Here is a 24404-nt window from a genome sequence, read left to right on the forward strand (position 1 = left end):
AATATTAAGGGAGTGAAAATTATTTCTTACAACGTAAATGGAATACGTGCCGCGGTTACTAAAGGATTTATAGATTGGTTGCAAACAGCACAACCTGATGTGATTTGTCTTCAAGAAATTAAGGCCATGAAGGAGCAGTTGGACTTGCGGATATTTGAAGAGGCAGGTTATCCATACCACTATTGGTATAGCGCTGAGAAAAAGGGCTATAGTGGGGTGGCAATTCTTTCAAAAAAGCAACCGAATCAGGTGGTGTATGGAACAGGGATTGATTATATGGATAAAGAAGGAAGAAATCTGCGTGTAGATTTTGACAATGTTTCGGTGATGAGTTTGTATTTGCCTTCGGGAACAAATATCGCTAGACTTGATCATAAGTTAACCTATATGGCGGATTTTCAAACCTATGTGGATGATTTGAAAAAAGAAGTTCCAAATCTTATTATTTGTGGGGATTACAACATATGTCACCGGGCTATTGATATTCACGATCCTGTTAGAAATGCCAAAGTTTCCGGGTTTTTACCTGTAGAACGAGAGTGGATTGGGAACTTTATAGACAGTGGCTTTGTCGACAGCTTTAGGCATTTTAATAAGGAACCTCACCAATACAGTTGGTGGAGTTACCGAGCAAATGCCAGAGCTAATAATAAGGGTTGGCGTATCGATTACAATATGGTTGCAGAACCTTTAAAAGAAAAATTAAAAAGAGCCGTTATATTACCAGAAGCAAAACACAGTGATCACTGCCCGATCATGGTGGAAGTTGAAGATTAAAAAAGTTTGAAAAATGATGAAAAGATTTCTTGTTAGCGCTATATTATTAGGAGCCATGTCTTCATGTGTGTCCTCAAAAGTTTACAACGATTTACAGAGCCGGTACGATGCGCTAAAGGGTGAGAAGGAAGCCTTGCTTGGTGAGAACCAAACTTTAGACAGCACGAATAACAATTTAGAAAACCAGTTAAATACGCTTCAAGATTCTTATGATGCGCTACTTGCAGAGCGCAATCAATTACGCCAGGACTACGATGCAACAAAAAACAATCTGGATAATCTTAAAGCATCTTATGATGCTCTAGAGAAAAACAGCAGTGCAGCAATTCGTGCAAATGTGGATAAAAACAAAGAGTTGCTTGAACAACTTGAGTCTAAAGAACGAACCCTGGCTGAAGAACGCAGTCGTTTAGAAGCCCTAAAGAAACAGTTGGATAGCCGCTCACAGCGTGTAGATGAATTAGAAGCCTTGATCGCTTCCAAAGATCAAGCGATGAAAAATCTAAAAGATGCCATTTCAAGTGCCTTACTTGATTTTGAAGGCAAAGGTTTGACGGTTGAACAGCGAGATGGTAAGGTCTACGTTTCCATGGAAAATAAATTATTATTCCAAAGTGGAAGCTGGGCAGTCAATGACAACGGGCGTCGAGCTGTGCAGCAACTGGGAGGTGTATTGGCAAATAACCCGGATATCAATGTGCTTATTGAAGGACATACCGATAATGTCCCATACCGAGGGAACGGGCCTTTACAAGATAACTGGGATCTTTCCACCAAAAGAGCCACAAGTATCGTACGCATATTATTAGGAAATTCTCAGATTGATCCTGCAAGTCTTACCGCTGCGGGTAAAGGACAGTATGTCCCTGTGGCACCAAATTCTACTACCGGAGGAAAAGCTAAAAACCGTAGGATAGAAGTGGTGCTTACTCCTAAATTAGACGAAATCACAAAATTGTTGAACGAAGATTAAAAGAAGACCTTCCCTTAGGGTGATCCACGCTAAGGGAGGAGGATTTTTTTCAGTCAATACAACACGCGGATGGAATACACAACACTACCCAATACCCAAATTAAAATTAGTAAAATCTGTCTGGGCACCATGAACTGGGGAGAACAAAACACCGAAGCCGAAGGGTTTGAACAAATGGATTATGCTTTAGATGCGGGAGTGAATTTTTTTGACACTGCAGAGCTCTACCCAATCCCGAAGAACCCCAAAACCCAGGGTGCAACAGAAACTTATATGGGGAATTGGTTCAAGAAAACTGGAAATAGAGACAAGATTGTACTGGCCTCAAAAGTCGCGGGGCCACCTGAATTTAATCCACATCAAATTAGAGAAGGTGGTTTTAGCAGAAATGCTATGGAGGACGCCTTGCATCAAAGTTTAACACGATTGCAAACCGATTATATCGATCTCTACCAATTGCATTGGCCAGATAGACCTTCCAACTATTTTGGTAAAAGAGGCTATCGCCATGAACCTGATCACCAATGGGAAGACAACATTAGAGAAACTCTAGAAAGTTTACAGCATTTTATAGATCAAGGTAAAATAAGGCATATCGGTCTTTCAAATGAGGTGCCGTGGAGTGTGATGCGCTTTTTAGAGGAGAGTAAATACCAAGGACTTCCTCGTGTGGTTACCGTTCAAAACCCATATAATTTGCTAAATAGAACCTATGAAATAGGTTTGGCAGAAATATCCATCCGAGAAAATGTTGCTTTATTTCCGTACTCACCCTTGGCCTTTGGAAGGTTGACCGACAAGTTTATAAATGGCCAAGACACCAGCCGAGCACGTATTACCCTGTACCCTGAAATGAAGCGTTACAATAAGGTGAATGCACTAAAGGCAACACAATGTTATTACGATTTGGCCAAAGAAAATAATATGTCGTTGGCTACTTTATCACTTGCATTTATTCACCAGCAAAATTTTGTTTGTAGTACCATCATCGGTGCAACACAGATGGATCAGTTGAAAGAAAACATCGAAAGTATCGCAGTACAACTCGATGCATCAGTACTGGATCAGATTCATAAAATTCACGAAGCCATCCCCAACCCTGCACCATAAGTTGAGACCTTTAATATTGTCTTATCTATAAGCTGATATGCTATTTGTGGTTTCATATTAAAATCATTTTCAGTATATTTGTTTTAGTTTAACACATTAAGATGAAATTAAGTCAGGATATAGTAGCTGTTGATGGGATTGACAAGGAGATTCTAAGAGATTTGATGGAGGATGCTAGAAAACCCATTTTGGAGATTGCACGTAAAATTGGGATATCTGGTGCCGCCATACATCAAAGACTAAGAAAGTTGGAGAACTCAGGGTTAATTGCAGGTTCAAAATTTGTGATCAATCCTAAGAAACTCGGTTATGCAACCATGGCATTTATTGGGATCTATTTGGATAAGGCCATGAGAAACCCAGAAGCTGTAAAGCAGTTAAGAGAAATACCAGAGGTCTTAGAGTGTCATTATACCACCGGAAATTGGTCCATACTCATTAAAATACTGTGTAAGGATAACGAACACTTGATGAATGTTTTAAATCATAAGATTCAATCCATCGATGGTGTTTCGAGAACTGAAACGTTTATATCGCTTAATCAACAAATTGATCGTCAGATCAGCCTGTGATAACCTCTGGGATAGGAATTGTTTTAAGCTAGATAATTTCAAATGATAACAAGAGTACAATTTCAAGGAGTGGAATATACCATGGACCTCTCAAAGCCTATCGATATTTCGATACCGCTACGTGGGAGTTCAGAGAATCCTAATGCCTGGTATTTATCACCTCCACAAATTAGTCCGGTGGTGATGGATGATTTTGTAGGGAGTGTGGCTAGTGGAGCCTCAACGAATTTCAATACCATTGTATTTAATCCTCATGCTCACGGAACCCATACCGAATGCATTGGACATATCACTGAGGAATTTCATGCCGTAGGAGATAGTTTGAAACAGTATTTCTTTCTGTGTGAATTAATTACTGTTCAACCCATAAGCTACCAAGACGATCTTGTAATTACAAAAGATCAATTGTCAGAGGTGCTTTACGGCAAAACACCTACAGCTGTAGTACTGCGAACTAAGCCCAATGATGATGGTAAATTAACCCGGCAATATTCCCATACTAATCCAGCTTATCTTTTAGAAGAAGCTGCTTTGTTTCTTCGACAAATTGGAGTAAAGCACTTGCTAGTCGATTTACCCTCGGTGGATAAAGAAAAGGATCAGGGTCAGCTCGCCTCGCATAAAGCCTTTTGGGATTATAATGGAAACAGACGATTAGATGCTACCATTACTGAATTTATATACGTTCCTGATAATCTACAGGACGAAACCTATTTTTTAAACCTACAAATTGCATCCTTTGTCAACGATGCCAGCCCTAGTAAACCAGTGTTATACCAACTTTTATAAAAATAACAACGGATGAAATTAAGCCTTAAAATTGAAGAATTATTCATGCTAGCCTTAGGATGCTATCTTTTTAGTACGCTAGATTATAGCTGGTGGTGGTTTATTGGATTGTTTTTACTACCCGATATCGGAATGTTGGGTTATGTCATCAATACAAAAGTTGGCGCTTTTACCTATAATATTTTCCATCATAAAGGAATTGCTATAGTTTTGTATATGCTTGGTCTTTGGTTAGGGTTGCCCTATCTCAGTTTGGCGGGAATCCTGATCTTTAGTCATACCTCTTTCGACAGAATGCTGGGGTATGGATTAAAGTATCATACAGATTTTAAAGATACTCATCTTGGTAAAATTGGATAAGAATGAATGATATTGTACAAATTCTAGTAGGTTTATTATTGGGAATCTTTGGTTCCTACTGGTTGTTTTCGGTTTTTAAAAAAAGGAAATCTTCGGAGACTACGGAAAAACAATCTGTGATATTATTAGAAAAGATACGCAATGTCTATAAACTCATTACCGTAGAAGGAGAGTTTGCAGAGATCTATCAATACGAAAATGTACGAGAGCATTTTATGAAACTTGTCAGCAGTAAAAAGAAGGCGCTGCTTGTGATTAATGCAAAGGTAAATATTGGTTTTGATCTCAAAAAAATTGAGATGAAAGCAGATCCAGATTCAAAAAGGATAATACTGACTTCATTCCCAATGCCGGAAGTTCTAAGTATAGAGCCCGATGTGAAGTATTACGACATCAAGGAAGGGTTGTTCAACCGCTTTAAAACCGAAGATCTCTCAGCCTTAAACCTAGAGGCCAAAGAGCATATTTTAACCAAAATCCCTGAGAGTGGATTATTGGATACCGCCAGAAAAGAAGCTCTGGATGCTGTACATATGATTGAAAGCATGGTACAAGCTATTGGTTGGAAGCTTGACTACAAGGCACTAGAAATTCAGCATCAAGACTTACTTGAGAAGAAGTGATTTAGTACGATTTAATCAACACAACCATGAACATAGAAGAAATTTACCAATTTTGTATCTCAAAACCTGGGGTGACTGAAGATTTTCCATTTGATAAAAACACCCTTGTCTTTAAGGTGTGTGGGAAGATGTTTGCGCTATGTGGATTGGACCGATGGGAGAAAGGTGAAAAGAGCATTAATCTCAAATGCGATCCAGATTGGGCTTTAGAGTTAAGAGCAACTTATTCGGATATTATTCCAGGCTGGCATATGAGTAAAAGGCATTGGAATACCGTTCATCTCAACAGTCAAGAGGTGAGTCCTACTTTATTAAAAGAGCTCATTGATCATTCTTATATTATGGTCGTCAAAGGACTTCCCAAAAAGATGCAACAGCAACTTTCTCAAGAATTGTAAACGCTTATTCACTCATCTTCTCCTTGAAAACCCTCATATAGGGTAATATTTGCTTAGTATTGGGTAAAATCTTAGAATTCCACTACAATATGTTGGCCTAATTTTGTTTCTGAATTATAGCGCTAATTCGATAATCGATTAATCCAGTTAAAGTTTTAGGAATTTAAAATTTAAGAATATGCAAGTAAAATGGGAAGGCATTATGCCGGCGGTGACAACAAAATTTAATGAGGACGATTCCTTAGATTTAGAAATGTTCGAGGTGAATATCAAAGCCCAACAAGAAGCAGGAGTATCCGCAATTATTTTGGGAGGAACCTTAGGTGAGGCCAGTACTTTGACCGATCAGGAAAAAGTAACTTTGATCCAAGAGACTGTTCGAATTGTAAAAGGACAAATTCCAGTGATTATCAATGTGGCTGAACAAACCACTAAAGCTGCAGTTCACGCAGTTGCAGTTGCAGAGCAGCATGGAGCAAGTGGTATTATGTTATTGCCACCTATGCGCTATCGCGCAAATGATCGTGAGACTGTAACTTTCTTTAAAATAGTTGCCAACAGTACCACACTTCCAATTATGATTTACAACAACCCTGTTGATTATAATATCGAAGTAACCCCAGAAATGTTTGAGGAGTTGCTAGAGTGTGAAAACATTAAAGCTGTAAAGGAATCGACTAGAAATATTTCCAACGTTAGCATATTGAAAAATAAATTCGGAGATCGTCTTAAAGTTCTCACCGGTGTAGATACCCTGGGGTTAGAAAGTATTTTAATGGGTGCTGATGGATGGGTCGCCGGATTGGTTTGTGCCTTTCCAAGAGAGACTGTTGCCATATATGAACTTGCCAAAGCAGGTAGGCATCAGGAAGCCCTTGCGATATACCGTTGGTTTTTACCATTATTAGAATTGGACATCACACCACAGTTGGTTCAAAATATTAAATTGGCTGAGGTTGCTACAGGTATTGGCACAGAAACCGTCCGTGCACCAAGATTGGCACTGGTTGGCGAAGAACGCAAACGTGTTTTAGGCGTTATAGAAGAAGGACTAAAAAGTCGCCCTGAGCTACCAGACTATATGACCTTAAGAGTAACTGCACTATAACTAGGACAGTACTTGGTCCAGGAACATTTCCAAGGTCATTACTTTTAAATCCTTATTTTAGGATTTGAAAGTAATGCCTTTGGCATTTAATTCAAAAATATACTGCAAACAATGATCACAGGAAAAAATACTATTGGAAACCAAAGCAGCGCGAGTGGAACAGCTACCTTTAAAACCTTTAACCCCATAGAGAATAGGGAAACTCCATGGGTTTTTCATCAAGCCACTACGGATGAAATTAACCAAGCAGTTCAATTAGCTACTGAAGCATTTCAGCAATACAAGAACTATTCGGGAAGTAGAAAAGCTGCATTTTTAAGAGCTATCGCTGATGAAATTGCAGCCTTGGGTGATGATTTGATTCATACCTATATCGCGGAATCCGGATTGCCCGAAGGAAGGGCAAGGGGAGAGCGTGGAAGAACTATGGGGCAACTTCGAGCTTTTGCGGATCTTTTGGAGGAAGGCTCATGGGTAGAGGCCATCATCGATGTGGGTCAGCCAGACAAACAACCCATGGCCAAACCAGATATTCGTAAAATGCTTTTTCCTATTGGACCTGTAGCTGTTTTTGGTGCTAGTAATTTTCCTTTAGCTTTTTCTACTGCTGGTGGTGATACCGCAAGTGCATTGGCCGCCGGTTGTCCTGTGGTTGTCAAAGGCCATCCTCTACATGCGGCAACCGGTGAGCTCGTTTCTATAGCCATCTTAAAGGCAGCAGAGAAGACAAAGATGCCAAACGGGGTGTTTTCAAATTTAAATAGTAGTGGTATTACTGTAGGCCAAGAATTGGTTTTGCATCCTGACATTAAAGCCGTTGGTTTTACTGGAAGTATCGCAGGAGGAACTTCAATTTATAAGCTTGCGAACACACGAGAGGTTCCTATACCGGTTTATGCTGAAATGGGAAGTGTCAATCCCGTTGTTGTTCTGCCATCAGCCCTTAAAGAGAAAACAGTATTTTGGGCGAAGCAATACGCCTCTTCTATTACCAACGGGACGGGTCAATTTTGTACCAACCCTGGATTGATACTCGGGGTTAAAAGTGGGGCCTTTGACCAATTTATAGAAGTATTAGGGCAAGAAATCGCTCAAATCACTCCAACATCCATGTTGCATCCTAACATTTTCAAAGCTTTTGAAAAAGGCGTTGATGAAGTGGTTGCAAGCCAAAAGACGACTTTAGTAGGTGCTTATCAGGGTGAAGCTGCACCAAATCAGGGTAAGGCGAAGGTAGTAACAGTAGATGCTGGTGTGTTTATAGAGCAACCGATGCTACATCGTGAAGTTTTTGGTCCCTATTCCATGATCGTACAATGTGAGAATGACCAAGAATTACAATCCGCTATTGCCTCGTTGGAGGGACAATTGACTGGAACCTTGTTGGGTAATGCTGATGAACTAAGAAACAAAGCAGGTATTGTCGACGCCTTAAAAGAAAAGGTGGGAAGACTAATACTCAATGGTGTACCTACAGGTGTAGAAGTATGTGCAGCCATGCATCATGGAGGGCCATTTCCTTCCACCACTAACGCAAAACACACCTCTGTTGGTGTGTCTGCAGTCACACGCTGGGTGCGCCCGGTGGCCTACCAAGACTGGCCACTAGAGTTATTGCCAGAAGCCCTTCAGAACGATAATCCATTAAATATTCACAGAATCGTTGATGGAGCTCATACTGCTAAAGTGATATGATGAGATACCCAATAGGAATATTAGTATTTGCATTGATTGTTCTAGGTTGTGAATCGCCACAATCCACTGATAGGGCTTCAGAACAGTTGGAGGCGGTAATTGATACTGTCCAAAATTTTAAATTGTACGATCGCCAAGAACATCCCTTAGGGCGTTATGAAAAAGTATTGTTTAAAAAGGATGCTGATTTTGCGAGTCAACAGTTGGAGACCTTGGCTAGAATAGATACTCAGGCTTTAACGGAGACTGAATTGATTTCCTGGGAATTACTGAAATTTAAGCTACAGGACAGACTTGACTTTTACACCTATGAAATGTACTTAAACCCTATTCAAGCGGATCAAGGATTTCATTTGGACCTCAATTATAAAGTGAATCCCATTTTGAATTATGAGGGTGCTAAAACTTATTTGAATGTTTTAAATGACATTCCCCATTTCGTGGATCAAAATCTGGTTTTAATCAAAGAGGGACTTTCCAAGGGAATTTCGCAGCCAAAGGTCATTTTTAATGGCTATGAGTCTACCTACGATGAACATATTGTAACAACTTATACCGATAGTTACTTTTACAAACCGTTTATAGATCTTCCAGATTTCATGGATGAGGATCAAAAGGATTCGATACGTGCTGCTGCTAAAACAGCCATTGAAAAAAGCGTGATTCCGGCATTTAAAAAAATCAAAATCTTTTTTGAAACACAATACATCCCAAATACCAGAGAGGCTATTGGCGTATCGCAAACCCCTGGGGGTAGTGAGTACTACCAGAACAGAATTAATTATTACACGACTACTAAGTCCTATAGCCCTGAGGATATCCATCAAATCGGATTAGAGGAAGTCGCTAGGATTAAAGCTGAAATGGAGGAGGTCATTAAGAAGGTCGGCTTCAAAGGCAGCTTCGCTGAATTCTTAGAATTTTTGCGCAGCGATCCACAGTTCTATGTCGATTCAGGTAGGGAATTATTAATGCAGGCCAGAGATATTGCCAAGCGCATTGATGCTCAGCTCCCTAAATTTTTCAACTTACTACCCAGAAAACCTTACGGGGTCATAAAAGTGCCCGACGCCATAGCGCCAAAATACACTAGTGGTCGTTATTCAGGAAGCTATAGTAGTACCGAACCTGGCCACTATTTGGTGAATACCTATAAACTGGAAAGTAGACCCTTGTATAACTTACCTGCCTTAACTGCTCATGAGGCTGTGCCGGGGCATCATCTACAGGGATCACTCAATCAAGAGCTAGGGGATAGCATCCCGAAATTCCGTAAAAACACCTATCTTTCAGCATATGGAGAAGGCTGGGCATTGTACTGCGAATTTCTAGCTGAACAAATGGGAATTTACACTACACCCTATGAGGAATTTGGAAAGTTGACCTATGAGATGTGGAGAGCATGTCGTTTGGTTGTCGATACCGGAATCCATGCTAAAGGTTGGACAAGACAGCAGGTGGTGGAATACCTTAAGTCAAACACCGCCTTATCGGAGCATGAAATTCACACTGAAACAGATCGTTATATTGCTTGGCCGGCTCAGGCCATCTCTTATAAAATTGGAGAATTAAAAATCAGGAAGCTCCGGGAATTAGCCAGAGCGAAGCTAGGATCAAGTTTTGATATACGTGAGTTCCATAACGTTATCCTAGGCCAAGGAACAGTAACGCTACCCATTTTGGAAAGACGCGTTAAGACTTATATTGATGACAAACTTAATCAGGGATAATTAATTTTATCTATTAGTGAATTTATGGCTAGAAAAACATTTTTTTGCGTGGATGCCCATACCTGCGGAAATCCGGTTAGGGTCATCGCCGGCGGAGGTCCACAATTGACCGGCAATAGCATGAGTGAAAAAAGACAACACTTTATGCGAGAATTCGATTGGATTCGAAAAGGATTGATGTTCGAGCCAAGGGGACATGATATGATGAGTGGAAGTCTTCTTTATCCACCAATAAACACCGAAAATGATTTTGGCATTGTGTTTATTGAAACCAGTGGGTGCCTCCCCATGTGTGGTCATGGAACCATTGGTAGTATTACCATTGCTGTTGAACAGGGGTTAATCACCCCTAAAACCCCTGGAAAAATTAGGATGGAAGCTCCGGCTGGTTTGATTGAAATTACTTATCAGCAAACAGATAATAAGGTAGATTGGGTGCGACTTACCAATGTAAAATCCTATGTTGCGGCTATGGAACTTACTATAGATTGTGCGACACTTGGAGAGCTCGTATTTGATGTTGCCTATGGCGGTAATTTTTATGCCATCATAGATCCTCAAAAGAACTTTAGTGGGATTGAAGACTTTTCTGCAAGCACTTTAATTCGTTTAAGTCAAAGACTCCGACAACAAATCAATGAAAAGTATCCGGATATGTTTGTCCATCCTGAGGACGCCACCATCAACAGCGTGAGTCACATACAATGGACCGGTAAACCCATCAATCCAAAATCTACCGCTAGGAACGCTGTTTTCTACGGGGATAAGGCTATCGATCGTTCCCCTTGTGGAACTGGGACTTCGGCTAGGATGGCACAGTGGTATGCCAAAGGCTTATTAAAACCTGGAGATGAGTTTATACATGAGAGTTTTATTGGATCTCAGTTTATTGGTCGTGTTGAACAAGTTGCTGAACTCGCTGGAACAACGGCAATTGTCCCTAGTATTCAAGGTTGGGCTAGGATCTATGGATATAACACTATAATTATTGATGATGACGATCCTTATGCACAAGGTTTTCAAGTTATTTAACAGTATTCAACACAAGGATTAGATTAAGCTTAGCTAAACAATTAACATTATAAGGATATGCAAAAAAACATCCTGATCATAGGCGGAGGCATCATAGGTTTATGTTGCGCCTATTACCTTAGAAAAGAAGGCCATCAAGTAACAATTATAGAGCAATCGGACTTTAGCCAAGGAGCCTCTTATGTTAATGCAGGGTATATTACGCCTAGTCACATCATCCCACTAGCTTCACCGGGAATGATTTCCAAAGGGATCAAGTGGATGTTTAATTCATCGAGTCCATTTTACATAAAACCGCGCTGGGACACTGACTTTTTCCGTTGGGCTTGGTATTTTCACAAATCATCGACCAAAGAAAAAGTAGCCAAAGCAATTCCAATCATTAAGGACATCAATATCCTAAGCAGGACCTTATATAAGGATATGCTGGATTCAGGTGACTTAGGTGATTTTCACTGGCAGCAAAAAGGATTGCTGATGCTCTACAAAACAGATCAGGCAGCTGAAGAAGAATTAAAGGTAGCTGATCTTGCAAAGAAGCAAGGTTTGGATGTATGTCATTTGGATATAGGTGAGATCCGGGCTTTGGAACCACAGGTAAACATAGCGGCAAAAGGTGCCGTGTACTACAAATGCGATGCACATAGTACCCCTACGGAGATCATGCCTAAACTCATCAGTTGGCTTAAGGCCAATGGAGTGATGATTAAGACCAATGAATTTGTTCAGCAGTTGTCAAGTGAAGGAGGTAAATTAAAGCATCTACGAACCAATACATCGACCTATACGGCCGATGAGGTTGTGGTAGCCGCAGGGTCCTGGAGTCAAGAGTTAGCTAAGAAACTACATCTGAATCTTCCAATTCAGGCTGGTAAAGGCTATAGAATCGATATTCACCGACCAACCGATATTAAGATCCCTGCTATTTTGTTAGAAGCCAAGGTTGCGATGACCCCCATGAATGGATTTACACGATTTGCCGGAACCATGGAGTTTTCTGGAATTAATACTACGATTAGAAGGCAGCGGGTAGAAGCAATTAGCCGTGCGGCACAAGCCTATTATCCGGAAATATCGGTTCAGGAAGAAGAAAAACAAAATGCGAAAAGCGGACTTCGACCAGTTTCACCCGACGGACTCCCTTATATTGGAAAAAGTGAAAAATATAGTAATGTCACCTTTGCCACAGGTCATGCGATGATGGGCTGGAGCTTAGGTCCTGCTACAGGGAAATTGGTGAGTGAACTCATTTCGGAGCAAAAAGTATCCATGGATATTGGCGGCTTTCATCCCGATCGGAAATTCTAAGCTATGACATCAAATAGAAAGGATGTTATTAAAAACTAAAGATCAAAGCCTTGTATTGCCAGAAGGTTCGAATAAAGATTCCGGCAAAGACAATGGCAACGACAAACTTTAGGAAGGTGCCTGTGATGAATCCAAGAAAAGATCCAAAGGCAGCTTTTAATGCCGTTTTATTGTCAGCTTTATTGAGGATCTCTCCTACAAAAGCACCAATAAATGGCCAGATAATGATACCAAACAAACCGAAGATTGGAAATATAAAAGACACAATGAGCCCGACTGTGGTACCAATCATTCCTGATTTACTACCTCCAAAACGTTTGGTGCCTGCAATAGGGATGATATAATCTATGACAACCACGGCGATTGCTACAGCCAAGGTTATGCCCAGCACCCACCAATCATTTGGGATCGCACTAGTTAAATAAAGTAGTAGTAACCCAACCCAGCTTAGAGGAGCTCCTGGAATAACAGGAAGGAAACTGCCTAATATTCCGATGAGAATAAAAATAAATCCAATGATAGTCAGTACGATGTCCATGGTTTTCTTTAATAGTTGTTACGTAATCGGTGCGGTAAAATGGTCTATATTTTTGAATCATAATAACGGCTAGTTATAGCCTTTAAAAAACATGGCTACATCTACTACCTATAATGCTCTTACCAAATATACACAATTAGCGTTTAATAATTTTAGTGCTTCCCATTTAGATACCTTAAGTACCCTTAAAATTATGCTGAATTGAAATTGTTTTAAAAATATTAACTAATAAATTAGTTTAAACTATAAAATTAGTTATATTTGCTCCATATCAACTAAAGAATTAGTTTTAAAATCATGACTCAGATAAAACAACTTACAAAAGCTGAAGAGGAGGTAATGCAAATTCTATGGGAATTAAATAATGCAAATGTGGCCGCAGTCATTGAGCAACTTCCTGAGCCAAAACCAGCCTATAACACGGTTTCTACTATTATTAGAATATTGGAGAGCAAAGGGTTTGTTGATCACAAGCAAAAGGGCAAAGGTTATATATATTTCCCAATTGTCAATAAATCTGAATACAGCAATCAGTCTTTAAACAAAATTCTGAATGGTTATTTTCAAGGCTCCTTTCAAAGTATGGTATCCTTTTTTGTAAAGAAGAATGATATTAGTTTAAAAGAAATGGAGGCTATCTTAAATGAGATCGAAAAGCAAAAGGACGATAGTGAAGAAGTAGCGTCTGAAAAGAATTCCTAACCTTAAAATACCGCAATATGTTTTCTTATATAATTCAGAGCATGGTGTTTCAACTACTTTTTTTGGTGGTCTACGACCTCTACTTAAAGAAGGAAACCTTTTTTAACTGGAATCGGTTCTATCTGTTAATTACACCTTTGATCTCATTGGCCTTACCTTTTGTAAAACTTCAAAGTTTCAGGACCACTGTACCGGCAGATTTTGTGTTTATGCTTTCGGAAGTGACGGTTGTGGCGGGACAAGATTCACAAATCCATGCCCAAAGTAGTGTAGGGGAGTTCAGTAATGTATGGTTTTGGATACTTGCTGCTGGGAGTTGTATAAGCCTGTTCTGGTTTGTTTATAAGTGCTATCAAATAATACGGTTTAGACAGCAGGGAAAACTATCTTACTTAAAAGACTATACCTTTGTGGAAGTCCCGAACCAAGAGCTTGTTTTTACTTTTTTTAATTCCATCTATATTGGAAGCAACATACTTCAGAGAAAACATGATCACATAATAAATCACGAACTGGTTCATGTCAAAGAGAGGCATAGTTGGGATCTACTCTTTTTCGAACTCTTACGCATCGTGTTTTGGTATAATCCTCTGGTGTATATCTACCAAAATCGAATCACTGAACTGCATGAGTTTATAGCAGATTCAAAATCCGTAAAGAATCATAAAAAAGAATACTGTCAGTTACTTTTACAAGATACATTTCAAACTGCACAGTTATCATTAGTCAATCAATTTTTCAATCATTCATTAATCAAAAAACGAATCGTTATGTTACAAAAATCAACATCAAAAAAGGTATTGCAACTCAAATATCTGCTATTAATTCCATTGATCACCATCATGTTGTTTTACACCTCCTGTGAGGCTGAACAACAGGCTGAATTTGATCAAACTCAAACAGCTGTTTCTATTGAGGATCAGGTCAGAGAATTGGAAGCTTCCATAGAAGGCAAAGATCTAAGCCCTGAATTACAAAGACAGCTTCTCAATGTTGCCGCCAAAGCTAATAATATTGATTTAGGAATTGATGCAAAAGAAAATACCCAGGCGGATGTCCCTTTTTCATTAGTGACTAAAAAACCTAGCTTCAAAACACCATGTACAGAAGGCTCAACTGACTTCGATTGTTTTAAGGTTAAACTTGACAAACATGTCAGGGAGACTTTTGAGTATCCGAAGGAGGCTATAGATCAAAAGGTGCAAGGCAGGGTATATGTCAGTTTTAGAATTAATACAGACGGTACAGTTAGTGTTTTAAACTCCAGAGCACCGTCTCCTATTTTGGATGCTGAAGGTAGGAGAATAATTAGTTCCCTTCCTCAACTAAACCCTGGATTGGATACTGATGGAAAGCCAGTGCCTGTAACCTTTGCTTACCCTATTGTATTTAGATTAAAATAAAACTGATTTAAACCAACCAAAACTTAAAAACCGCCTCAATTGAGGTGGTTTTTAAGTATCAATTCAATTCTAAATCTAGTTGGTTCCCATTATCACAGCACCACCTTGACCGTTAATCTCAATAGTTAAGTCACCTTTTCGATTGATTTTGGCCTCGTAATATTTTGAAGCCAAACTGTTGTCCTCTTTATCCTGAATAATCTTTACGGTTTGGCCGGCAAGCATAGGAAGGTTTAGTTTTATTTTCCGTTTGGCATCGGTACCATTGACTAGTGCCACATACCAATCGTTTCCATTTCTTCTCGCTAAGGCGGCGTAATCCTCAGGAGCCCCTCCAATGTATAGGGTTTGATCCCATACAGTTGGCACCTTTTTCAAAAAGTCGATAACATAATCCGGTTGCTCCTTTAGATTGTTTGGTGTAAGTCCAAAATGTTGGATAGGGGAGAAATACAATATCGCTGTAGCCAATTCAAAAGCATCCGTGGTCTTGCGGACTGTACCTGATTTTTGATCTCTAGAGAGCCTATTATTCAAAAACACCGGAGCAAAATCCATAGCTGCTACAGGGTTTCTTGTAAAGGGTAAAATAGAAGCATTTAAAGCATGATGGTCTAGTGACCATTGATTGAATACCAAATTTTCAGAGGCCAGGACTGCTTCTGAGGTGACAAAATTCGGATACATACGTCCCCAACCTCTTGGGAGGGTACATCCGTGAAAGGTTATGGCTAGACCGTAATTATTGGCATCAGTTAGTATCTCTTCATAGAGTTGCATGGTGGTCTGTTTGTCCCCACCAAAGAAATCCACCTTTAAACCTTTAACTCCTATACTTTGAAGCCATTGCATTTCTTTCTGACGAGCAGTTATGGAGTTCATTTTATTTTTAGGTGTTTGAGGAGCCTCATTCCAATAACCGTTAGAGTTATACCACAAAAGCACATCAACTCCTTTGCTGTTGGCGTACTTGACAAGTTCTTCCATTCTATCTCGTCCAATACGATCATCCCACAAACTATCAATAAGAATATATTCAAAATTCAAGGCTGCTGCCATGTCAATATACTTCACTTGATCTTCATAGTTTATACTGTTGTCTTGCCAAACAATCCAGCTCCAGGTGGCGCGACCCATTTTGTAATCCATGGAAGGCTCATATTTTGGAGCGACCAGATCAAAGGCAACTGTAGACTCAACAATAGGCTTTAAACTACTACCCAGTGTGATGGTTCTCCATGGTGTTTTAGCTGGTAGAGATTGTCCGGAAAATGTATCGCCCATACCCGTGTTTTCGCCCTCTTGTGGGAATTCTATGTTGTACAATCCACCTTTTGTGCCTTCTCCAAGCCGTGTGCCGGGATAAGTTCCGTCAACACCAGTTTCAGAGATCATTAACCAGCCTTTGCCTTGATCGAGTTTAAAGAGTGCTGGAAACGTAAATCCAACGCCATGGGCTGAGGGAGTTCCGATGGGCTCATTTAAGGTAGGACGTTCTTCATAAGAAGGTTTGGTCTCCATCCAGCCTGTCATCGGCAATGCCTGAGGATACAGATAGGTGGTGGCCTTATCAGGAATATTAAATCCTGTCAGTTCTTCATATATTTTAACATTACTTCTCCCTTCTTTGGAGCGAATTTCATAAGAAAACCCAATGTCGCGGTTACTCAATCTAAAGTAAACGAGCAGGGTATCTTGTTTGGCATTGGTGAATATACTTGATAATGCCTGTGCATGATAGTTTACTTTACTAACCTTAGCTCTGTCGAGCCTATAGGTTTCTTTTATGGTAGAGGTAGCGTAGGAAACAAAGTCTAGATTTTGACTAAAATCACTTAGAGAAGTTTTTAGTCCCAAAGGCGACTTTTCTATAAATGCGGTGTCATCATATAAGGCATCGTAAAACAAGTTTCCATTTTCAAGATTTAAATGGACCGTTATTTTCTGGTCTGGGCTCTTGACCGTAGCTACATGTTGAGCAATACCTAAAGCAGGTAGTGCACATAAGAATGCCAAGGTTATGAACTTATAAGAATTTTTCATGTTTTGGTTGTTTAATGGTGTAATATACACACTTATACAATAACCTCAAAGTAAATCAATTTAATTAGAATATAAAAAATACCATTTGGACAGGTTCAACCAAGCATAAAAAAAACCACGAATAAGGGATTCGTGGTTTTAAGAAACAATAGTGTCTTCTTTAGTATCTGTAGTATTCCGGTTTGAATGGACCTTTTACTTCAACACCTATATATTCAGCCTGCTCTTGTTTGAGTTCCGTAAGCTCAACGCCTATTTTTTCCAAGTGGAGTTTTGCAACTTTCTCATCCAAGTGTTTGGGTAGCATATACACCTGATTCTCATATTTTTCCGGGTAATTCCACAGTTCAATCTGTGCCAAGGTTTGATTGGTAAAAGAATTACTCATTACAAAGCTAGGGTGGCCAGTAGCACAACCTAGGTTTACCAGACGGCCTTGAGCCAACAAAATTATATCTTTACCATCGATGGTGTACTTGTCAACTTGAGGTTTGATATTTACTTTGCTTTCTCCGTGTGTTTTATTAAGCCAAGCCACATCAATTTCATTGTCAAAATGGCCAATATTACACACAACTGTTTTGTCTTTCATCAGTTTGAAGTGCTCCTTGGTTACAATATCTTTGTTCCCAGTAGTAGTGATAACGATATCTGCTTTTTCAATAACGTTTTCAAGTTTTTTCACCTCATAACCTTCCATGGCAGCTTGTAATGCACATATTGGATCAATTTCAGTAACGGTTACAATAGAACCAGCTCCTCTAAAGGAAGCGGCTGTCCCCTTACCAACGTCACCGAAACCACAAACGACAACGCGTTTTCCGGCCAACATCAAATCGGTAGCACGACGAATTGCATCTACAGCACTCTCGCGACATCCGTATTTATTATCAAACTTTGATTTGGTTACAGAATCGTTCACATTGATTGCAGGTACTGGAAGAGTTCCGTTTTTCATGCGTTCATATAAACGGTGGACTCCTGTGGTTGTTTCTTCAGACAGTCCTTTGATTCCTTTAGCTAGTTCCGGATATCTATCCAAAACCATATTGGTTAAATCTCCACCATCATCTAAAATCAGGTTTAGAGGCTTTCGGTCTTCTCCGAAAAATAGTGTTTGTTCTATACACCAATCAAACTCTTCTTCGTTCATTCCTTTCCATGCGTAGACAGGAACTCCTGTTGCTGCTATGGCTGCAGCTGCCTCATCTTGAGTGGAATATATATTACAAGAACTCCAGGTTACCTCTGCTCCAAGAGCTACAAGGGTTTCAATCAAAACTGCAGTTTGAACTGTCATATGTAAACAGCCAGCAATTCTTGCTCCTTTAAGAGGTTGTTCTTTTTTGTATTCTTCTCTAAGTGACATTAAACCAGGCATTTCTGCCTCCGCCAACTCAATCTCTTTTCTACCCCAATCTGCCAATGAAATGTCCTTTACTTTAAAAGGGACGAAAGGAATTGTTTTAGTACTCATATTACTTTAGTATTTTTACGTTCGTTTTGAGGTCGAATTCTGTATGAATATTGTAAAAGCGACCAGAAAATTGGGTACAAAGGTACATAAATTACTTGTAAAATAATATGTCTCTATTTAAATCAATATCGGTGAATCCAACAACTAAAGTGTTGATTTGGAAGATTGAAGAGCCTGAACAGAATCTAAAGGAGGGAATAATTTTGACACAGAATTGTCTGAATCGACTCGAGGGTATGAAGTCAGAAATTCACAGGAGGGGGTTTTTAAGCGTTCGACAGTTATTACGTGAAGCTGGATATAAAACCTCTGATTTGTACTATGATGCCTGTGGAAAACCACACCTTAAAGATGGTAAACAAATCTCAATCACCCATTCTTTTCAATATTCTGGATTGATTATAAGTGATACCATAAAAGTTGGTATTGATATTGAGAAACAACGAAATAAAATAGCAGTCATAGCCCATAAATTTGTCAACTATGAATTTAGTTTTCTAACTACCGAAATGATCCGGGAGCTGACCGTAGTTTGGTGTATTAAGGAGAGTCTATATAAGGTTTTTGCGACTGAAGGCATGAGCTTTAAACAACACACTAAAGTTATTCCATTTAATATTGCGGAAGGGGAGACCCTAGCTTGGATTATTTATAAAGGGCAACTTCAAAAATACATGACGTGGTTTTTTGAATTTGACGGCTTTACCTGTGCCTATGCATTAGAAAATTAACCGATAATAGAAATAATAATGAATATTTCAATAGAATTAACACTTACCCCTATACAGGATGATTTTGAACCTGCAATCATCCATTTAATCAAAGCATTACGTGAGAGTGGATTAACCGTAATGGAAAATCCGTTAAGCACTCAAGTGTACGGTGAGTACGATCAGGTTATGGAAGTGGTGACAAAACATGTAAAATCTTCTTTTGAATTGATCGACAAGGGATTGCTATACATGAAAATTGTAAAATCTGATCGCAGCGATTATGAGCCACATTTTTGATTGGATTTTCAGCCAATACCAGGGGGTTCCCACGCATTTGATCGTTTGGGAAGTCGTTGCTATTATCTTTGGATTACTTAGCGTTTGGTTCTCTAAACGGGAAAATATTCTAGTTTATCCTACCGGCATCATTTCTACCGCAATCTATGTTTACCTTTTGCTCGTATATGAATTACTGGGAGACATGTTGATCAATGCCTATTACTTTAGTATGAGCATATATGGTTGGTATTTATGGACAAGAAAGGTGGATCAATCGCATTTTATTCCCATTACCAGAATGACGAAAAGAGATCGCAACATTACAGCGATTTTGTTTGTTTCAGCGATTCTCATCGTGGTAGTAGTATACGAACTGTTTGATAAGTGGCAATCTTGGATTTCTTATGTAGATATTTTGACCACGGCCATATTTTTTGTTGGGATGTGGTTGATGGCAAAGAAGAAACTAGAGAACTGGACTTATTGGATCATTGGTGATATTATATCCATTCCTTTGTATTTGCTAAAAGGGATGGCCCTGTCAAGTTTTTTATATGCCACTTTAACGATAATAGCCATTTATGGATATATAGCATGGAAGAAGAATTTAAACAAGAGCCCGCAAAGCTTGTTAAAATAGTATTGTTCGGTCCGGAGTCCACGGGTAAAACTACCCTGGCAAAGGAATTGGCCGCACATTTCAATACGCATTGGGTTCCAGAGTATATGAGAACCTATTTGGAGAAAAAATGGAATGCGTATAATAGAAGTTGTGAAATTGAAGATTTGAGAGCTATCGCTATTGGTCAAATGGCTAGTGAAAACCAGTTGAGCAAAACCGCAAATCAGGTGCTATTTTGCGATACAAATCTACTTGAAATAAAAGTATATTCTGAGGTCTATTATCAAGGTTATTGTGATCCTTTGATTGCCAAGTACGCAGAAATAAATAGCTATGATTTGTATTTTTTAACTTATATTGATGTGCCTTGGGAAGCAGATGTGCTAAGGGATAAACCATTTGAGCGCGAACAGATGTACGCGAACTTTAAAAAGGCACTTGAGAAGTATAACAAACCTTATGTGGTATTATGTGGATCACTGGAGGAACGATTAAATATTGCTGTTAAGCAAGTAGAAAAACTTTTGAATTAATCATGATTACACTGACAACAAAAGACAAAAAGCAACTGAAGGAGAAGGGGATTTCTCAAGAAAAACTCAAAAGTCAATTGGAGACCTTTGAAAAAGGCATTCCCTTTGTAAATCTTCTTGCCGCGGCTACTATCGATGATGGTATTTTAAAATTTGACGATGAGCAAAAGGCGGCTTATGTTGAAATGTTCGACAAGCACAAGGATGAATTGGAATTGTTGAAGTTTGTTCCAGCCTCTGGTGCTGCCACCCGAATGTTTAAGGCATTATTTCAGTTTTTGAATAATTACAATCCAGCCAATGAGACTATTAATGCTTATATTAACAGGGAGAAGGCGGATATCATCCGTACCTTTTTTATTGGTGTTGAGAAATTTCCATTTTACGAACAAACCATAAAGCGCTTCGTGGAAAAGCATCCCGATTTTTTAAATCTACCAGATCACTTTCAAAAGTACTTCTTTGTCAAAATCCTATTGGATAAAGATGAATTTGATTATGGATCAAGTCCAAAGGGATTATTACCTTTTCATAAATACAAATCACACCCAGCTACTGCCTTTGAAGAACATATGTTTGAGGCTGCCCTATACGATGAGTCTAATGGGGTTGCTAAACTTCATTTTACCATCTCCAAGGAACATAACAATGATTTTGATGATGAGATGGAGAAAATTAAGAAAAGAGTAGAGGACAAAACAGGTGTTCAGTTCCAAACCTCATTTTCATTTCAAAAGGAATCAACAGACACCCTTGCTGTAAATATGCAAAATGAGCCCTTTAGACTTGATGACGGAAGTATATTATTTCGCCCTGGAGGACACGGTGCACTGATCGAAAACTTAAACGAGCAGGATGCGGATATTATCTTTATGAAAAATATAGATAATGTCGTGGTATACAAGTACAAGCATGAACTTGCAGAATACAAAAAGGTCTTGGCAGCTAAACTTTTGGAATTACAAAAGAGGGCCTTTGCGTATGCCAAACTGTTGGATGAGACTACCCCAGATGAGCAAACCATTGAAGAAATTAAGGAGTTCTTAAAACAGCAGCTTAATGTTCATATTAAGGGGGATGTGGATAAATACAAGGAAGTCTACCAAATTGAATTCTTAAAAGAAAAATTAAACGCACCAATCCGTGTGTGTGGAATGGTGAAAAATGAAGGTGAACCGGGAGGAGGGCCTTTCTGGTCAAAGGATGAGGATGGAAATATCTCTCTGCAGATTATAGAAACGCCTCAGATAGACCCGAACAATAAGTTTCAACAAGATATATTAAGTTCTTCAACACACTTTAACCCAGTGGATATTGTTTGTGGAACAAAGAACTATAAAGGCGAAAAGTATAACCTGTTGGACTATGTCAATGCTAAAAACGCTTTTATTACCAAAAAGACACTTCAGGGTAAGGATCTAAAAGCATTAGAACTTCCAGGTTTATGGAATGGCGGAATGGCGTTCTGGAATACTGTATTTGTAGAGGTACCATTGACTACCTTTAATCCAGTGAAGACCGTAGTTGATTTATTAAAACAAGCGCATCAAGTTCAAGATAAGTAATAAAAGTATTAATCCAACAATAAAGAGTGTGTAATAGTTACACACTCTTTTGTTTTTTACACACTCTTTTTTACACCTGATTCGTATAGTTTTAATTTGTATAAACACATAAACGATTCACTTGTAATGTTTTACAGTGTATTCTGTCCTAGGATTTTAAATTGGTATGAATTTGGCAATGACATCCATAAACAATGAATAACCATTTAAATATTAATAGTTATGAAAAAGATCGTATTAGTATCCGCATTTGCATTAGGTAGTTTTGCTTCATTTGCAGCTACTCCAGTAATTTTTCACGATGGAATCGCTGAAGATATTTACGAAGTACAAGATGAGTTTCAAGAAATTGATGCTGCAGAAGTACCACAAGCCATCACTGACGCTTTAGCTACTGATTTCCCAGGAGCTGAAATTTCAAAAGCATATAAAAATGAGGCTTCAGAGTACAAACTCGAAGTAATGGTTGGTGAACAAGCAAGTACGCTTTATGCTAACGAAAACGGTGAGTGGATCCAAAAATAAGAATAAGCTTCGTTTATTTTGTGGGGCGTAAAGCTCATTGTTCACTTCGTGTCGATAAGATTTACGCTTCTATTATTAGCCTTACTCCATTTTGCATTCAATTGTGCGGGAACGTTCAAGAGTTAGACCATAGTTTGGACGCCTCATTGAGAATCTTAAGAGAAAGGCTGATAATTTTATATCGGTAAGGACTGTCGATTGATTACAAGGGTGGAGGAAATCATAGTACTTCGGTAGTATGTCTGATGAAACCCGGCTCCCATGTATCGCTTAGACGAATTTGGGAAGTCCACTTTAATTACGTTTGATAAAAAAGACTTCTAGCAATAGGGGTCTTTTTTTGAACGTATACCTATTAAAATTCTATTTCTAAGTGATCCTACGAACGCAGTAATATCTACCCTGGCGTTCGCACTCAAAGGTCGAAAAACAGATCTTCGCTCAGGAAATTATCTTAAAAATAATGGATTGTTTTATAATAAGGAACGCTATGCGGATAAAACGCAATCTGCGCAATCTTTTACATTACCGTAATAGGTCTCACGGTATTTGTGAATGGTTCTTAATGGTATACCAAAAAGATGCTTTTTTATATAAGTGACTTTAACGCTTATATTACCCATTTTTTTGCTGTACCTTTTTTCTAATCTAGTTGTTCTTTTAACTTTTACAAATAACATTGTTCTCATATATAATACAAATAACGTAAATATCTGCCTTAAAGTCAAATAGTTATATCTTATGTTATTTATCCTACTACAGCTAAAATCTATAGTGCTAATTCTATAAGCTTGTTTTTTTAACCTTCCTTTTCTGGCTTAGCCAACACTATAGGTGGGCTAAGGGGAAGTTGAATTTTTAGGATTTCCACCTCACTTTCTGATGGTCATTTTAACTGATCTTGTACGACAAACCCCTAAAAATAATTTGAATTTAATTTTTATTCTTGGGTTTTAGGGTAGATTTCACTCGGTGCTATATAAAAAAAAGAAAACCACCCGAAGGTGGCTCTTTATTTATTTTTTGGTGTTGTGATTGAAGTATTTTCTTTGATGGACACATTCGCAGTTTGCTACTTAGGGTTGTAACAAAAATGCACTTGGATATTCTTGTCTCACTTTCATTAAATATCTATCCGCTTCGAGTCTATTTCTGAATTTACCTACCCTAACCTTGTAATTTGGGGTCTCAAAAGAAATGTTACAGCTAATATCGTCGAACTTTTTAGTAAATTCTCTCTCCGCTTTTTCCGCACCTTCTAGTGTTCCATTGTAAATTTGAATACGGAATCGTTTATCATTATTACTTTTGTTAAGTTCCGATTTATAGGCAATTAACTTCTCTATTCGAGGATCTTGGTCAATGGTGACTTTTCCTTCGGGATGTTGCGGTTTCACGCTTTCTTGAGCGGAAATCACACCGCAAAAGGAAAAGGCGATAATGGTAATAAAAATGGAGGTTCTACGGGCTAATAATCTCATAATGAATACTGTTTTATGCAAATGTAAATCTTAAATTTATTTAATTGA

Annotated in this window: 26 protein-coding genes; 21 read left to right on the plus strand and 5 right to left on the minus strand. The window is 38.8% G+C overall.

All coding sequences use genetic code 11. The features are described 5' to 3' along the window. Window positions 1-12 precede the first annotated feature (12 nt). The 13 genes from ACN0TV_RS12930 (at window position 13) to ACN0TV_RS12990 (ending at window position 12475) form a co-directional block, all read left to right on the plus strand. Window positions 13-777: an exodeoxyribonuclease III gene (locus ACN0TV_RS12930; RefSeq protein WP_417363341.1), complete on the plus strand. Its 765-nt coding sequence runs from the start codon at window positions 13-15 to the stop codon at window positions 775-777. 16 nt (window positions 778-793) lie between these two features. Further along, complete coding sequence (locus ACN0TV_RS12935; protein ID WP_417363425.1) at window positions 794-1750, plus strand: OmpA family protein; 957 nt, start codon at window positions 794-796, stop codon at window positions 1748-1750. Between the two features lie 69 nt (window positions 1751-1819). Continuing rightward, entirely contained in the window at window positions 1820-2860 is a 1041-nt protein-coding gene (locus ACN0TV_RS12940) for an aldo/keto reductase (RefSeq protein ID WP_417363342.1), read from the plus strand. A 101-nt stretch (window positions 2861-2961) separates the two neighbouring features. After that, on the plus strand, window positions 2962-3432 hold the full coding sequence (locus tag ACN0TV_RS12945) for an Lrp/AsnC ligand binding domain-containing protein (protein WP_417363343.1): 471 nt from the start codon (window positions 2962-2964) through the stop codon (window positions 3430-3432). A 42-nt stretch (window positions 3433-3474) separates the two neighbouring features. Beyond that, the gene (locus ACN0TV_RS12950) at window positions 3475-4221 is read left to right on the plus strand and encodes a cyclase family protein (RefSeq protein ID WP_417363344.1); all 747 of its coding nucleotides are present in this window, start codon (window positions 3475-3477) and stop codon (window positions 4219-4221) included. 12 nt (window positions 4222-4233) lie between these two features. Beyond that, window positions 4234-4581, plus strand: a complete 348-nt coding sequence (locus ACN0TV_RS12955; RefSeq protein ID WP_417363345.1) for a DUF4260 domain-containing protein — start codon at window positions 4234-4236, stop codon at window positions 4579-4581. 2 nt (window positions 4582-4583) lie between these two features. Further along, entirely contained in the window at window positions 4584-5204 is a 621-nt protein-coding gene (locus ACN0TV_RS12960) for a DUF4230 domain-containing protein (protein WP_417363346.1), read from the plus strand. Between the two features lie 26 nt (window positions 5205-5230). Then, the gene (locus tag ACN0TV_RS12965) at window positions 5231-5602 is read left to right on the plus strand and encodes an MmcQ/YjbR family DNA-binding protein (RefSeq protein ID WP_417363347.1); all 372 of its coding nucleotides are present in this window, start codon (window positions 5231-5233) and stop codon (window positions 5600-5602) included. A 178-nt stretch (window positions 5603-5780) separates the two neighbouring features. Continuing rightward, window positions 5781-6710, plus strand: coding sequence for a dihydrodipicolinate synthase family protein (locus tag ACN0TV_RS12970; protein ID WP_417363348.1), 930 nt, complete (start codon window positions 5781-5783; stop codon window positions 6708-6710). 111 nt (window positions 6711-6821) lie between these two features. Continuing rightward, entirely contained in the window at window positions 6822-8405 is a 1584-nt protein-coding gene (locus ACN0TV_RS12975; protein ID WP_417363349.1) for an aldehyde dehydrogenase (NADP(+)), read from the plus strand. Further along, the gene (locus ACN0TV_RS12980; protein WP_417363426.1) at window positions 8405-10135 is read left to right on the plus strand and encodes a DUF885 domain-containing protein; all 1731 of its coding nucleotides are present in this window, start codon (window positions 8405-8407) and stop codon (window positions 10133-10135) included. Before ACN0TV_RS12975 ends, ACN0TV_RS12980 begins: the two co-directional genes overlap by 1 nt. Before the next feature lie 24 nt (window positions 10136-10159). Further along, window positions 10160-11167, plus strand: a complete 1008-nt coding sequence (locus tag ACN0TV_RS12985; protein WP_417363350.1) for a 4-hydroxyproline epimerase — start codon at window positions 10160-10162, stop codon at window positions 11165-11167. 57 nt (window positions 11168-11224) lie between these two features. Next, on the plus strand, window positions 11225-12475 hold the full coding sequence (locus ACN0TV_RS12990) for an NAD(P)/FAD-dependent oxidoreductase (protein ID WP_417363351.1): 1251 nt from the start codon (window positions 11225-11227) through the stop codon (window positions 12473-12475). Window positions 12476-12503: 28 nt separating this feature from the next. Here the strand turns inward: ACN0TV_RS12990 and ACN0TV_RS12995 are convergent, their stop codons facing one another. After that, window positions 12504-13013, minus strand: coding sequence for a DUF456 domain-containing protein (locus ACN0TV_RS12995; RefSeq protein WP_417363352.1), 510 nt, complete (start codon window positions 13011-13013; stop codon window positions 12504-12506). Window positions 13014-13319: 306 nt separating this feature from the next. On the opposite strand from ACN0TV_RS12995, the gene ACN0TV_RS13000 reads away from it, so the two are divergent. Together ACN0TV_RS13000 and ACN0TV_RS13005 are read left to right on the plus strand one after the other, a co-directional pair. Further along, a complete protein-coding gene (locus tag ACN0TV_RS13000; protein ID WP_417363427.1) occupies window positions 13320-13715 on the plus strand; it encodes a BlaI/MecI/CopY family transcriptional regulator in 396 nt (131 codons plus the stop codon). A gap of 17 nt (window positions 13716-13732) precedes the next feature. Next, on the plus strand, window positions 13733-15118 hold the full coding sequence (locus ACN0TV_RS13005) for an energy transducer TonB (protein ID WP_417363353.1): 1386 nt from the start codon (window positions 13733-13735) through the stop codon (window positions 15116-15118). Window positions 15119-15193: 75 nt separating this feature from the next. Here ACN0TV_RS13005 and ACN0TV_RS13010 read toward each other — a convergent pair whose 3' ends face one another. Continuing rightward, window positions 15194-17161: a glycoside hydrolase family 97 catalytic domain-containing protein gene (locus tag ACN0TV_RS13010; protein WP_417363354.1), complete on the minus strand. Its 1968-nt coding sequence runs from the start codon at window positions 17159-17161 to the stop codon at window positions 15194-15196. Window positions 17162-17321: 160 nt separating this feature from the next. After that, window positions 17322-18638 carry an adenosylhomocysteinase gene (ahcY, locus tag ACN0TV_RS13015; protein WP_417363355.1) on the minus strand — a complete coding sequence of 439 codons (1317 nt, stop codon included), beginning with the start codon at window positions 18636-18638 and terminating at the stop codon, window positions 17322-17324. Between the two features lie 107 nt (window positions 18639-18745). Here ahcY and ACN0TV_RS13020 point away from each other — a divergent pair, with 107 nt between their 5' ends. The 6 genes from ACN0TV_RS13020 to ACN0TV_RS13045 all read left to right on the plus strand — a co-directional run bounded on the left by ACN0TV_RS13020 (window position 18746) and on the right by ACN0TV_RS13045 (window position 22875). After that, window positions 18746-19369 carry a 4'-phosphopantetheinyl transferase family protein gene (locus ACN0TV_RS13020; protein ID WP_417363356.1) on the plus strand — a complete coding sequence of 208 codons (624 nt, stop codon included), beginning with the start codon at window positions 18746-18748 and terminating at the stop codon, window positions 19367-19369. An 18-nt stretch (window positions 19370-19387) separates the two neighbouring features. Further along, window positions 19388-19648, plus strand: coding sequence for a thiamine-binding protein (locus ACN0TV_RS13025; RefSeq protein ID WP_417363357.1), 261 nt, complete (start codon window positions 19388-19390; stop codon window positions 19646-19648). Continuing rightward, window positions 19632-20270 carry a nicotinamide riboside transporter PnuC gene (gene pnuC / locus ACN0TV_RS13030; protein WP_417363358.1) on the plus strand — a complete coding sequence of 213 codons (639 nt, stop codon included), beginning with the start codon at window positions 19632-19634 and terminating at the stop codon, window positions 20268-20270. Before ACN0TV_RS13025 ends, pnuC begins: the two co-directional genes overlap by 17 nt. Continuing rightward, window positions 20225-20785, plus strand: a complete 561-nt coding sequence (locus tag ACN0TV_RS13035) for an AAA family ATPase (protein WP_417363359.1) — start codon at window positions 20225-20227, stop codon at window positions 20783-20785. The genes pnuC and ACN0TV_RS13035 overlap by 46 nt, the downstream gene beginning before the upstream one ends. A gap of 2 nt (window positions 20786-20787) precedes the next feature. Continuing rightward, complete coding sequence (locus ACN0TV_RS13040) at window positions 20788-22350, plus strand: DUF4301 family protein (RefSeq protein ID WP_417363360.1); 1563 nt, start codon at window positions 20788-20790, stop codon at window positions 22348-22350. Between the two features lie 222 nt (window positions 22351-22572). Continuing rightward, window positions 22573-22875, plus strand: coding sequence for a hypothetical protein (locus ACN0TV_RS13045; RefSeq protein WP_417363361.1), 303 nt, complete (start codon window positions 22573-22575; stop codon window positions 22873-22875). 488 nt (window positions 22876-23363) lie between these two features. On the opposite strand, the gene ACN0TV_RS13050 is transcribed toward ACN0TV_RS13045, so the two are convergent. Continuing rightward, window positions 23364-23555 (minus strand): hypothetical protein, encoded by a 192-nt coding sequence (locus ACN0TV_RS13050; RefSeq protein ID WP_417363428.1) that lies wholly within the window; start codon window positions 23553-23555, stop codon window positions 23364-23366. 396 nt (window positions 23556-23951) lie between these two features. Next, complete coding sequence (locus ACN0TV_RS13055) at window positions 23952-24356, minus strand: SPOR domain-containing protein (protein ID WP_417363362.1); 405 nt, start codon at window positions 24354-24356, stop codon at window positions 23952-23954. Between the last annotated feature and the right edge of the window lie 48 nt (window positions 24357-24404).

The sequence above is a fragment of the Galbibacter sp. genome (genome assembly GCF_048266365.1).
Taxonomy (GTDB): domain Bacteria; phylum Bacteroidota; class Bacteroidia; order Flavobacteriales; family Flavobacteriaceae; genus Galbibacter.